We start from the raw sequence: 11,943 nt of genomic DNA on the forward strand, positions 1-11,943 counted from the left end.
GCAGCGGCCTGCGGTGGGCCGACCCCGATCCGCAGCGAGCGCCCCATGATCAGCATCCGCCCCATGACCCCCTCCGATTTCGAACGTTTCTGGCCCACCTTCAATGCGGTGGTCCAGGGTCAGCAGACCTACGCCTACGATCCGGCCATGACCCGCGAGGCCGCCGAGCACACCTGGCTGCAACTGCCCTTGCATACCTTCGTTGCCGAGGATGAACAAGGCCAGCTGTTGGGCAGCTACTACCTCAAGGCCAATGCCGCAGGCCCTGGCAATCATGTGTGCAACTGCGGCTACATGGTCACCGAGGCGGCGCGCGGCCGTGGCGTGGCGCGAATGATGTGCGAGCACTCGCAGCAGGTGGCACGCGACAGTGGTTTCCTGGCCATGCAGTTCAACTCGGTGGTAGCCAGTAACGAAGTGGCAGTGGCCCTGTGGCACAAGCTGGGGTTCGAAACCGTCGGGCGCCTGCCGCGGGCTTATCGGCATGCGCAACAGGGGCTGGTGGATTGCCTGGTGATGTACAAGTGGCTGGCCGAGGAATCTGCGCCGCCGACCCGGTTGATCGGTCGCAAGAACATCGAGTCGGTGGTGTCGCGGCCGCGGCGCACGCGCTGAACCGTTACCGGCATCACGGAAGTCGATGATGGCTATCGAAAAACGGAATTTTTCTTCAGGGCGCGGGATCAGCAGTATAGGTCCCCTTACCACGCCAAGGATTTCGTCCCGATGAATATCAACCTGACTCTGTGCTGCATGATCGTCGTTTCATTCGGTATCGCGTTGAGCCACGTCTGATTCTGCGCACAGGTGCAACGCGGGCCTCAGAGATTGCCCAGATGCTCGCGCAGGAACTCGATCAACACCTGCACCGGCCGCGATGTCTGTCGATGCTGCGGATACACCGCCGACAACGCTAGCGGCTCGGTTACGAAGTCATCGAGTACGGTCTGCAACTGTCCTGATGTGATTGCCTGCTGGACGATGAACCGAGGCAGGTAGGCGATCCCCATGCCGGCCACGGCAGCCTCGCAGAGCAGTTCGCCGTTGTTGGCACGCAGACGCCCGCCCACGCCGATTACCAACGGTTTGCCGTCCACCTGGAAACGCCACTGTACTTGCCGCGCGTGACCGTAAGGCAAGCAGTCGTGGGCCGCCAGCTCTTGCGGGGTGGCCGGGATGCCGCGTTCAGCAAGGTAGCCAGGGCTGGCACAGTAGACGCGTGCGATGGAGGCAATGCGCCGAGCGATCAGCGATGAGTCTTCCAGCATGCCGATGCGCAGGACGAGGTCGTAGCCCTCGCCGAGCAGGTCGACCGGGCGGTCGCTGAGGTCCATTTCGACCTGCACCTGGGGATAGCGCTGGAGAAATCGCGGCATCAGGGCGCTGAGTTGTGCCATTGCAAACGACAGCGGCGCACTCACGCGCAAGACGCCACGGGGTTCGGCAGCCTGCCCGGCTATGCCCTGCTCGACCTGTTCCACTTCTGCCAGCAGGCGCACGGCCGAGTCGTAGTAGCTCTGGCCCAGGGCGGTCACGTCGAGGCGTCGGGTGGAGCGATTGAGCAAGCGCGCGCCGAGACGGTTTTCCAGCTGCATCAAGCGCCGACTGATGTACTGCTTGGAAATCCCCAACTGCTCGGCAGCGGCGGTGAAGCTGCGTGATTCCAGCACCTGAACGAAAAGCCGCATGTCTTCGAAAGCGTTCATCGTCACTCCTTGGTTGACAATGCATTGTGGAACAGCCTTCCGGCCTGAACAACCGCAGTGCCCCCGGACGCGGCTCGCGCCGCTGCTACAGAGATCGTAAGCTGCATCCGGGAACACCGCACAGAGCCGGCCCGAGCATCTGTAGCAGCGGCGCGAGCCGCGTCGGCAGGCGCCGCAATGCGTCAGGCCAAGGGTTTTCGATGAGCGGGCGAACCTGCCGGGGGTTGCACAGTCACACCCTTTAGCCCGTCGTTGAAGCTCAACGGCGCTCGTGCGGAAAGCGATAGAAAAACGCTCCCGCGCCCGTTTCCCATCGTCGCCATCGACGGAGCCGTCGGAGCAGCCTCTTGATGAATAGTCTTTCCCAGCACGCCGTGCCCGTCATCCCCCTGCACGACCTGCTGCAACGCTTCAACCAGGTGCGTCGCCACAGCGAACACCTGGCCAGCCCGCTCAGCGCCGAAGACATGGGCGCGCAATCGATGCCCGATGCGAGCCCGGCCAAATGGCACCTGGCGCACACCACCTGGTTCTTCGAGACGTTTCTGCTGGCCGAACAGCTGCCGCACTACACGCCCTTCGACCCCGATTTCTGTTACCTCTTCAACTCCTACTACGAAGCCGTCGGACCGCGCCAGCCGCGTCCACAACGTGGCCTGATGACCCGTCCGGGGCTGGACCGGGTACGCGCCTACCGCGCCCATGTCGACCAGCACATGCAAGACCTGTTGAGCGGCGACCTTGCGCCGGAAGTTTACGCACTGATCGAACTGGGCCTGTCCCACGAGCAACAGCATCAAGAGCTGTTGCTGATGGACATCCTGCACTTGTTCAGCCTGTCGGCGCTCAAATCTGCCTACGACCCGGCATGGCCCGTCGACGCAACTGGCCAGCGTGGCCGGTTCATCGGGCATGCCGGCGGATTGGTGGAGATCGGTCACGCGGGCGATGGCTTCGCCTTCGACAACGAAGGCCCGCGGCACAAGGTATTCGCCCAGGCATTCGAAATCGCCGATCGCCTGGTCACCAACGGCGAGTGGCTGGAATTCGTCGAAGCCGGTGGCTACACCCAGGCGGGGCTGTGGCTGGCGGACGGCTGGGCGACGGTCCAGGGCGAAGGCTGGCATGCGCCGTTCTACTGGCAGCAGGACAACGCCGGCAACTGGCAGGAGATGAGCCTGCGCGGACTGCAACCCCTGCAGCTCGACGCCCCGGTGGTGCACATCAGCTATTACGAGGCGGCAGCCTTCGCCCAATGGGCCGGCGCACGCCTGCCCACTGAAGCGGAATGGGAAATTGCCGCCGGCACCGGGCAACTGCAGCAGCTCGACGATGTGGCCTGGCAATGGACGCAGAGCGCCTACAGCGCCTACCCCGGTTTTCAGCCGGCAGTCAGCGCCGTGGGTGAATACAACGGCAAGTTCATGATCAACCAGATGGTGCTGCGCGGCGGCGCCAGCATTACCCCGGTCGGCCACAGTCGCCCCACCTATCGCAACTTTTTCGGCCCGGCCTGCCGCTGGATGTTCTCGAGCCTGCGCCTGGCGCGCGACGTGACACCGTACAGCGCCCGCAACGATGGCAGCGACGAGTTCGCTCGCGATGCAGTGACCGGGCTGTTAGCCCCACAGAAGTCGATTTCACCCAAGTATTTCTACGATACCCAAGGCTCGCAGCTGTTCGAAGCCATCTGCACATTGCCCGAGTACTATCCAACGCGTGCGGAAACTGCCCTGCTGACCGAAATCGCGCCGCAGCTCTCTGCGCTGATCGCCGAAGATGCAGCGCTGGTCGAATTCGGCGCCGGTGCCTGCGACAAGGTACGTCTGTTGCTGAATGCCGTGCCGCAGATCGGCCTGTACGTACCGATCGATATCTGCAGCAACGCGCTCGAACGGGCCGGCGCCCAGCTGCGCCAGCGCTACCCTGCCCTGCGCATCGCCCCGCTGGTCGATGATTTCACCCGTGCCCTGCACCTGCCGGAGGAAACCCGTGGCCACCCGCGCGTCGGCTTCTTCCCGGGTTCGACGCTGGGCAACTTCACTCGCCCGCAAGCCGTGCGTTTTCTGCGTTCGGCCCGCGAGCTGCTGGGGCCCGACGCGCGTTTCGTCATCGGGGTCGACATGGTCAAGGACATCGCCACCCTGGAGGCTGCCTACGATGACGCTGCGGGGGTTACGGCACGCTTCAACAAAAACCTGCTGACGCGCATGAATCGCGAGCTCGACGCCGACTTCGACGAACAGGCCTTCGACCATTTGGCGGTATGGAACCCCGACTACGAACGGATCGAAATGCACCTGGTCAGCCGCAAGGCGCAACAGGTTCGTGTGGCGGGACGCACGTTCGCCTTCAAGGCAGGGGAACGGCTGCACACCGAGAACTCGCACAAGTTCACCGTGCAATCCTTTACCGAACTGGCCGCCGCGGCCGGCTGGGAAGTCAGCGACCAATGGGTCGGTGAGTCGCCGCAGGTGGCGCTGTTCTGTCTGCGCTGATCCTGCTGCAGCGCATCATGAGTGAGGAACGCCATGAGCAAGGCATTGGAGGAGTACAACCGCAAGCGTGACTTCGATGCCACCCCGGAGCCTTCGGGCGGCGCACGCAGCGGCAAGCGCGGCAAGGCCGCTCAGGCCCTGCAGTTCTGCATCCAGAAGCACGACGCCAGTCACTTGCACTATGACTTTCGCCTGGAACTCGATGGCACCCTGAAAAGCTGGGCGGTGCCCAAGGGTCCATCGCTGGACCCGAAGGCTCGACGCCTGGCGGTTCATGTCGAAGACCACCCGCTGGATTACGCCGGCTTCGAAGGCAACATTCCCGAGGGGCACTACGGTGCCGGGGACGTGATCGTCTGGGACCGCGGCACCTGGATCCCTGAGGGCGACCCTCGCCAAGGCTATGAAAAGGGCAAGCTCAAGTTCGTGCTGCAGGGCGAGAAATTGGCTGGCGCGTGGAACCTGGTCAAAACCCATATGCCTGGCAAGCGTGAGCAGTGGTTCCTGATAAAGTCCAAGGACGAGGCCGCGCGTCCCTTGGCCGAATACGATGTGCTGGAGGCCCAGCCCGACAGCGTCCTCAGCGAGCGCACCCTAGTCCCGCGCGAGCGCAAAAGCAAAGTATCGACCAAGACGTCCGACAAATCCGTGGCCAAGCCGGCAGCCAAACCCCGGGCCACTGGCAAAGGTGTGCAGCTGCAAGGCGCACGCGCCGCTGCGTTGCCGGCCAGCCTCAAGCCCGAGCTGGCGACCTTGGTGGACACCGCCCCGGACGGTGACTGGCGCTACGAGATCAAGTTCGACGGTTACCGTATCGTTGCGCGCATCGAAGACGCCGAGGTCCGCCTGTTCACGCGCAACGGCCACGACTGGACCGCCAGGATGCCGCGCCAGGCCAAGGCACTTGCGGCCCTGGGCTTGCAGTCGGCCTGGCTGGACGGTGAAGTGGTCGTGACCAACGGACAAGGCGTGCCGGATTTCCAGGCTCTGCAGAATGCCTTCGAAGAGCAACACAGCGGCGACATCGTCTTCTACCTGTTCGACATGCCTTACCTCAACGGCATGGACCTGCGCGAAGTGCCTGTCGAGCAGCGCCGCAGTGCCTTGGCGAAGGTACTGGAAGCCAACGAGGACGATGCCCTGAAATTCTCCGACGACTTTGCCGACTCGGCCGAATCCCTGCTCGCCAGCGCGTGCCAGATGAACATGGAGGGGCTGATCGGCAAGCGTGTCGGCAGCCCTTATGTCTCGCGGCGCAGCAGTGACTGGATCAAGCTCAAGTGCAAGCGGCGCCAGGAGTTCGTCATCGTCGGCTACACCGAGCCCAAGGGCAGCCGCAGCGCATTCGGCGCCTTGCTGCTGGGCCTGCATGATGCCGACAGCGGCGAGTTGCGCTATGCCGGCAAGGTCGGCACCGGCTTCAGTGAAGCCACGCTGCGAAGCCTGCACGCGCAGCTGCAGTCGCTGAAAACCGACGATCCGGCGCTCGGCAACCCGCCCAAAGGCGCCGACGCACGTGGCGTGCACTGGTTGCAGCCAACGCTTCTGGCGGAAGTGGCGTATGCCGAAATGACCCGTGACGGGGCCGTTCGCCATGCGGTTTTCCATGGTTTGCGCAGCGACAAGCCCGCCAGGAAGATCACTGCAGACAAGCCGGCTGCGAAAGCCAGCGACCCCCCTCGACTCGTGAAGCCGAAAAAGACACCTCGCAAGGCGGCTACCAAGGCAGACGACGCAGACCTGGTCGGTCAGGTGCGCATCACCCACCCGGAACGGGTGATCGATGCCGCCAGCGGTACCACCAAAATGCAACTGGCCGAATACTACGGGCGCATTTCACCCTGGTTGCTGCCGCACCTCAAGCAGCGTCCGGTGGCGCTGGTACGAGCGCCCGACGGGGTGGGCGGCGAACTGTTCTTCCAGAAGCACGCAGGCCACCTGGCGATCCCGCACATCGTCACCTTCGACAAGGAAGAGGCAGGCCAGGCCGCCATGGTCATCAACGACGGCCAGGCGCTGCTCGGCGCGGTGCAGATGGGCACGCTGGAGCTGCACACCTGGAACGCGACCAGCAAGGATTTCGAACATCCGGACCGGTTCGTGCTCGACCTGGACCCCGATCCAGCGCTGCCCTGGAAAAGCATGGTCGAAGCCACCCAATTGACCCAGACCCTGCTCGACGAACTGGGCCTCGCATCGTTTCTCAAGACCAGCGGCGGCAAAGGCATGCACGTGGTGGTGCCGATCACCCGCAAGCTGGGTTGGGACGAGGTCAAGGCGTTCAGCCGCGCCGTGGTCGAGCACATGGCCAGGCTGATGCCGGAGCGCTTCAGCGCCGTGTCCGGCCCGAAAAATCGTGTTGGAAAGATCTTCATCGACTACCTGCGCAATGGCCTCGGCGCGACCACGGCCTGCGCCTACGCCGCACGGGCGCGTGACGGCTTGCCGGTGTCAGTGCCGGTCACCCGTGACGAGGTGGCACAGATCAAGGGTGGCGACCATTGGAACATCGACAGCGTGCTCGAACGCATGGCAGAGATGGATGACGATCCGTGGGCGGATTTTTTCACCACCCGCCAGAGCATCACCGTTGCGATGCGCAAGAAGCTCGGGCTCAAGTGAGCGCACGCTCACCCGGCAGCAACGCCGCTCAGCTGCCGCGGTAGGTGGAGTAGCTGTAGGGTGAAAGCAGCAGGGGCACATGGTAGTGCGCCTGGGTGGCGTCGATGCCGAAGCGCAGCACGATCTCGTCGAGAAAAGCCGGCGCAACCATGAGCGTGCCACGGGCACGGTAGTAGTCGCCGCCGGCAAAATGCAGCTGATAGACGCCCGAACGGTAGTGCTCGCCTTCGAGCAACGGCACGTCGCAACGCCCGTCGGCATTGGTCACGGCCGTTGCCAGCAGCTGCAGCTGCTCGCCCTCGACCCGGTACAGGCGCACTTGGATGGCGTTACCAGGGCACCCATGTGCGGTGTCCAATACATGTGTGGTCAAGCGTCCCATGGTCGATGTTCACCTGATGAAGGGGTGCGTTCAACGCGCACCGTGGAAGAGCGGGAACGGGCGATTCGCGCCGAAACGGGGCATGGCGCGTGGCACGTTGCAAAGGAGCCGAACCAAAAATGCCGGAAGATCCTTATTGCTGACCGACCGGGCAGGTTTTTTGCAAGACTCTGGGCAAGTGCTTCTGCAAGGATGAAGCCATCTATCCGCCAATGACGCGAGCTTACAAATTGCCCATGCCGATGTATACAATCCGTTCAAGCGCGAAGCGGGCCCTTCCCGGGTGCGTCGTCGAGCCCGTTCTGCCACGCACAGAAGGAAGCCTGCGGTGAGCCCCGACTACCCCCGCGACCTGATCGGCTACGGTGACAACCCCCTCATCCGCAGTGGCCGGGCCACGCCCGCCTTGCAGTGTCGTTCGTGCTCAACTACGAAGAAGGCGGCGAACGCAACGTGCTGCATGGCGACAGCGAGTCCGAGGCGTTCCTGTCGGAAATGGTCGCGGCTCAGCCGTTGCAGGGCCAGCGCAACATGAGCATGGAATCGCTCTATGAGTACGGCAGCCGCGCCGGCGTGTGGCGCGTGCTCAAGCTGTTTCGCAACGCCGGCATTCCCTTGACGGTCTTTGCCGTGGCCATGGCGGCGCAGCGCCACCCCGAGGCCATCCGGGCCATGGTTGCCGATGGCCATGAAATCTGCAGCCACGGCTATCGCTGGATCGACTACCAGAACATCGATGAAGCGCAGGAGCGCGAGCACCTGCGCGAAGCCATTCGCATCCTCACCGATATCACTGGCCAGCGACCGCTGGGCTGGTATACCGGTCGCACCGGCCCCAATACCCGGCGCCTGGTCATGGAAGAAGGCGGTTTTCTCTACGACAGCGACGCCTACGACGACGATCTGCCCTACTGGCAACCGGGCAGCGATGCGCGCGATGGGCATCTGGTGATCCCCTATACGCTGGACACCAACGACATGCGTTTCACCCAGGTGCAGGGTTTCAACAAGGGCGACGACTTCTTCGAGTACCTCAAGGACGCCTTCGACGTGCTGTATGCCGAAGGCGCGGACGCGCCGAAGATGCTCTCGGTAGGCCTGCATTGCCGCCTGATCGGCCGCCCCGGACGCCTCGCATCGCTCAAGCGCTTCATTGACTATGTCCAGAGCCATGAGCAGGTGTGGTGCGCACGGCGCGTGGACATCGCCCGGCACTGGCAGACCGTTCACCCCTACCCAGGCAGCCTTCGCCCATGAGTCACTTCCGTACCCTGCAACCCTCACGGCTGAGCCGCGCCGGTTTCATCTCCGCGTTCGGTGATATCTACGAGCACTCGCCCTGGGTCGCCGAGCAGGCTTTCGAGCGCCTGCCGGTGGACAGTCGCGACGACATCGAGGCAGTGCATGCCTGCATGAGCCAGGTGGTGGCCGACGCCGACCGTGCCAGGTTGATGGCATTGATCAATGCGCACCCCGATCTGGCCGGCAAGGCTGCGGTGCAGGGCCAGCTCACCGCCGCCAGCACCCAGGAGCAGGCCGGTGCCGGCATCAGCCAATGTACCCCCGAGGAGTTTCAGCGCTTCACCGAGCTCAACGATGCATATCGTGCCCGCTTCGGCTTCCCGTTCATCATGGCGGTCAAGGGCAGCGACCGGCAGCAGATCCTGGCGGCCTTCGAGACGCGTATCGGCCATTCTCCCGAAGACGAATTCAGCTGTGCATTGCGCGAAATCGACAAGATCGCCCTGTTTCGTCTGCAAGCGTTGTAACCGCTGCAGCCATGCCATCGCGCCCGCCGCGATTTTCCTCTCACCACCGTTCAAGGCAGACCCGCATTCATGAAAGCCTACGCCGCACCGTTCCAGAAATACGTCAACCTGGCGGATGCCCGCCTCGGTACCCGCGCCATTTCGGTGACCGATGATTGGTTCGCCGACGTCAACCGGTTGTTCCAGCCCACCCCGGCGGTGTGGAAGGAAGGCGTGTTCGACGACAACGGCAAGTGGATGGATGGCTGGGAATCGCGGCGCAAGCGCTTCGAAGGCCATGACACGGCGGTGATCCGCCTGGGCGCGCCGGGCTCGATCAAGGGTGTGGACATCGACACCTCGTTCTTCACCGGCAACTTCCCTCCCTCGGCGTCGTTGGAAGCGTGCTTCATCAGCGAAGGCGAGCCCGATGACCAGACGCAGTGGGTCGAGATCCTCGGCGCGGTGGAACTGCAGGGCAACAGCCATCACTACCACAGCATCGACAACGACAGCGCGTTCAGCCATCTGCGCTTCAACATCTACCCGGACGGCGGCGTCGCACGCCTGCGCGTATACGGCATCCCCTTTCGCAGTTGGTCTAGCGTCAGCGACGAAGAGCCGCTGGACCTTGCCAGCGCGCTCAACGGTGGACGCGCGCTGGCCTGTTCGGACGAGCACTACGGCAGCATGAGCAACCTGCTCAATCCCGGCCGCGGGGTCAACATGGGTGACGGCTGGGAAACCGCACGCCGACGCACGCCGGGCAATGACTGGGTCATCGTGGCCCTGGGTCACGCCGGGGTGGTGACGCAGGTGGTGGTCGACACCTTGCACTTCAAAGGCAACTACCCCGACAGCTGCTCGATCCAGGGCGCATTCGTCAAAGGTGGCACCGACAGCCAGATCGAGACCCAGAGCCTGTTCTGGCGCGAGCTGCTGCCCAGCCAGAAACTGCAGATGCACCAGGAACACAGCTTCGCCGAACAGATCAAGGCGCTGGGGCCGATCACCCATATCCGCCTGAACGTGTTCCCCGACGGAGGCGTGAGCCGCCTGCGCGTACTGGGTACCCTGGCCAGGTAGCCGGCTCGGCATCCGCTCGGCTGCCCAGGTGGATCGACCACCCAGGCAGCGCCAATCAACGACGAGGCCCTTCATGCGTACATTAACCATCGAACCCCTGAGCAAAGCCGCATTCGCCCCTTTCGGCGACGTCATCGAAACCCAGGGCAGCGCGCACTTCCTGATCAACAACGGCTCCACGCAACGCTTCGATCGCCTGGCCGACGTGCAGCTTGGCACTGCGCAGGATCAGGCCGTGATCAGCATCTTTCGCGCCCAGGTCCTGCCGATGCCGCTGACCGTGCGCATGCTGGAACGCCACCCGCTGGGCAGCCAGGCGTTCATCCCGTTGCAGGGCAAGGCGTTCCTCATCGTGGTGGCCCCGGCCGGTGAGGTGCCGCACAGTGAAGCAGTGCGAGCTTTTCGTAGCGACGGGCATCAGGGCATCAACTACCATCAGGGCGTCTGGCACTACCCGATATTGGCCTTGGCCGATGGCGATGACTTCCTGGTGGTGGACCGTAAAGGCCCTGGCAATAACTGCGACGAGTTCTTCTTCGAGGAGCGCGATTCATTGTCCCTGGATCCCTTACGGTAATTCTTGCCACGCATGGCTCGGCACCTCTGTAGCAGCGGCGCGAGTCGCGTCCGGCGTCTACGTGTTTTTTCCGATACACCACGGCGCCGGTGACGCGGCTTGCGCCGCTGCTACAGGAAGGCACGGCGCAGGCGCTCGAGGCCTTCGTCGATGTCGGCAAGCCCCGGCGCGGCGAACGACAGGCGAATGCTGCTTGGGTCGGGGTCGTGGGCATAGAACGCGCTGCCCGGCACGAACAGCACCTTCTGCTCGATCGCGCGCGGCAGCAGCGCCTTGGCGTCCAGCCCGTGGCGGCAGCGACCCCAGACGAACATTCCCCCAGCAGGCGGGCTGACCTCCAGGTATTCGGCCATCGGCTGCAGCCCTGCCAGCATCCGCTCGCATTTCTTCCGGTAGCCCTCGGCCAGGCTCGGCAAAGCCCGCTCCAATGCCCCCGCCGCAAGGTAGTTGGCCGCGATGCGCTGCGCCCAGGGCGAGGTGCACAGGTCCACGGTCTGCTTGGCCACCAGGCAGCGCTGGCGGATCGCCGCAGGTGCCACCATCCAGCCCACCCGCAGCCCTGGCGCCAGCACCTTGGACAGACTGGACAGATGGATCACCCGGCCCTCGGCGCCCTCGACCTGGCGACTCAGTGCCAGCAGCGACGGCACGTCCTCACCGGCGAAACGCAACGCACCGTAGGGATCGTCTTCGACCAGCAGAAAATCGTGCGCGACCGCCAACTTCAATAGCGCCAGGCGTCGCGCCAACGGCAGGCAGGCCCCGGTAGGGTTGGCGAAGGTCGGTACGCAATACAGCATGGCCACATCGCCGGGCGTACGCTGGGCCAGTTGTTGCGCCAACGCGTCGGTGTCCAAGCCGTCGGCATCGGTAGCCGCGCTGAGCACCTGCGCCCCGGCCAGGCGCAACGCCTGCAGCGCTGCTGGATAGGTCGGGCATTCCACCAGCACCGTGGCGCCGGGTACCAGCAGCACCTTGAGCAACAAGTCGAAGCCTTGCTGCGAGCCGGTCGTCACCACCATGTCGTCGGTCTTCACCGCGGCGCCGCGGCGCTGCATCAGCTCCGCCAACTGTTCAAGCAGAGCGGGCAGGCCTTCGGTGGCGGCGTATTGCAGGCAGTCCAGGGGCGTTTCGCGCATGGCCTGCTCTGCGGCGTCACGCAGGCCGGACTGGTCGAAGAACGTCGAGGCCGGATAGCCGCCGGCGAAGGAAATCATGCCCGGCAGCGACAGGTACTTGAACAGCTCGCGTATGGCCGAGCCCGTGGGGTTTTCGAAGGCTGGGGTGAAACGGTAGTCCAGGGCCATGACAATGCTCGACGACG

Annotated in this window: 9 protein-coding genes and 1 pseudogene; 7 read left to right on the plus strand and 3 right to left on the minus strand. The window is 64.1% G+C overall.

Annotated features, from left to right (window positions below; all coding sequences use genetic code 11):
* Positions 1-45 precede the first annotated feature (45 nt).
* Positions 46-615 carry a GNAT family N-acetyltransferase gene (locus ONG87_RS12380; RefSeq protein ID WP_264381364.1) on the plus strand — a complete coding sequence of 190 codons (570 nt, stop codon included), beginning with the start codon at positions 46-48 and terminating at the stop codon, positions 613-615.
* A 206-nt stretch (positions 616-821) separates the two neighbouring features.
* Here the strand turns inward: ONG87_RS12380 and ONG87_RS12385 are convergent, their stop codons facing one another.
* Positions 822-1,706 (minus strand): LysR family transcriptional regulator, encoded by an 885-nt coding sequence (locus tag ONG87_RS12385; RefSeq protein ID WP_122477402.1) that lies wholly within the window; start codon positions 1,704-1,706, stop codon positions 822-824.
* 350 nt (positions 1,707-2,056) lie between these two features.
* Between ONG87_RS12385 and egtB the strand changes: the two genes are divergently transcribed.
* Positions 2,057-4,204, plus strand: a complete 2,148-nt coding sequence (gene egtB, locus ONG87_RS12390) for an ergothioneine biosynthesis protein EgtB (protein WP_264381365.1) — start codon at positions 2,057-2,059, stop codon at positions 4,202-4,204.
* A 33-nt stretch (positions 4,205-4,237) separates the two neighbouring features.
* The gene (gene ligD / locus ONG87_RS12395) at positions 4,238-6,826 is read left to right on the plus strand and encodes a DNA ligase D (protein WP_264381366.1); all 2,589 of its coding nucleotides are present in this window, start codon (positions 4,238-4,240) and stop codon (positions 6,824-6,826) included.
* A 28-nt stretch (positions 6,827-6,854) separates the two neighbouring features.
* On the opposite strand, the gene uraH is transcribed toward ligD, so the two are convergent.
* The gene (gene uraH / locus ONG87_RS12400) at positions 6,855-7,208 is read right to left on the minus strand and encodes a hydroxyisourate hydrolase (RefSeq protein WP_264381367.1); all 354 of its coding nucleotides are present in this window, start codon (positions 7,206-7,208) and stop codon (positions 6,855-6,857) included.
* Positions 7,209-7,536: 328 nt separating this feature from the next.
* On the opposite strand from uraH, the pseudogene puuE reads away from it, so the two are divergent.
* The 4 genes and pseudogenes from puuE (at position 7,537) to ONG87_RS12420 (ending at position 10,619) form a co-directional block, all read left to right on the plus strand.
* Positions 7,537-8,465, plus strand: a pseudogene (puuE, locus tag ONG87_RS12405) (allantoinase PuuE).
* Entirely contained in the window at positions 8,462-8,977 is a 516-nt protein-coding gene (gene uraD, locus ONG87_RS12410; protein ID WP_264381368.1) for a 2-oxo-4-hydroxy-4-carboxy-5-ureidoimidazoline decarboxylase, read from the plus strand. The pseudogene puuE and the gene uraD overlap by 4 nt, the downstream one beginning before the upstream one ends.
* A 69-nt stretch (positions 8,978-9,046) precedes the next feature.
* Positions 9,047-10,042: an allantoicase gene (gene alc / locus ONG87_RS12415; RefSeq protein ID WP_122477391.1), complete on the plus strand. Its 996-nt coding sequence runs from the start codon at positions 9,047-9,049 to the stop codon at positions 10,040-10,042.
* A 73-nt stretch (positions 10,043-10,115) separates the two neighbouring features.
* Positions 10,116-10,619, plus strand: a complete 504-nt coding sequence (locus ONG87_RS12420) for an ureidoglycolate lyase (protein ID WP_264381369.1) — start codon at positions 10,116-10,118, stop codon at positions 10,617-10,619.
* Positions 10,620-10,729: 110 nt separating this feature from the next.
* Here ONG87_RS12420 and ONG87_RS12425 read toward each other — a convergent pair whose 3' ends face one another.
* The gene (locus ONG87_RS12425; RefSeq protein WP_192175459.1) at positions 10,730-11,926 is read right to left on the minus strand and encodes a PLP-dependent aminotransferase family protein; all 1,197 of its coding nucleotides are present in this window, start codon (positions 11,924-11,926) and stop codon (positions 10,730-10,732) included.
* Between the last annotated feature and the right edge of the window lie 17 nt (positions 11,927-11,943).

It is taken from the genome of Pseudomonas sp. MM227, from assembly GCF_947090715.1.
GTDB lineage: Bacteria > Pseudomonadota > Gammaproteobacteria > Pseudomonadales > Pseudomonadaceae > Aquipseudomonas > Aquipseudomonas baltica.

Bases quoted from the DNA above. Each gene is read 5' to 3' on its own strand.
- alc (WP_122477391.1), top strand. From the start codon at position 9,047: ATGAAAGCCTACGCCGCACCGTTCCAGAAATACGTCAACCTGGCGGAT.
- ONG87_RS12425 (WP_192175459.1), bottom strand. From the start codon at position 11,926: ATGGCCCTGGACTACCGTTTCACCCCAGCCTTCGAAAACCCCACGGGC.
- ONG87_RS12385 (WP_122477402.1), bottom strand. From the start codon at position 1,706: ATGAACGCTTTCGAAGACATGCGGCTTTTCGTTCAGGTGCTGGAATCA.
- uraH (WP_264381367.1), bottom strand. From the start codon at position 7,208: ATGGGACGCTTGACCACACATGTATTGGACACCGCACATGGGTGCCCT.
- ligD (WP_264381366.1), top strand. From the start codon at position 4,238: ATGAGCAAGGCATTGGAGGAGTACAACCGCAAGCGTGACTTCGATGCC.
- uraD (WP_264381368.1), top strand. From the start codon at position 8,462: ATGAGTCACTTCCGTACCCTGCAACCCTCACGGCTGAGCCGCGCCGGT.
- ONG87_RS12380 (WP_264381364.1), top strand. From the start codon at position 46: ATGATCAGCATCCGCCCCATGACCCCCTCCGATTTCGAACGTTTCTGG.
- egtB (WP_264381365.1), top strand. From the start codon at position 2,057: ATGAATAGTCTTTCCCAGCACGCCGTGCCCGTCATCCCCCTGCACGAC.
- ONG87_RS12420 (WP_264381369.1), top strand. From the start codon at position 10,116: ATGCGTACATTAACCATCGAACCCCTGAGCAAAGCCGCATTCGCCCCT.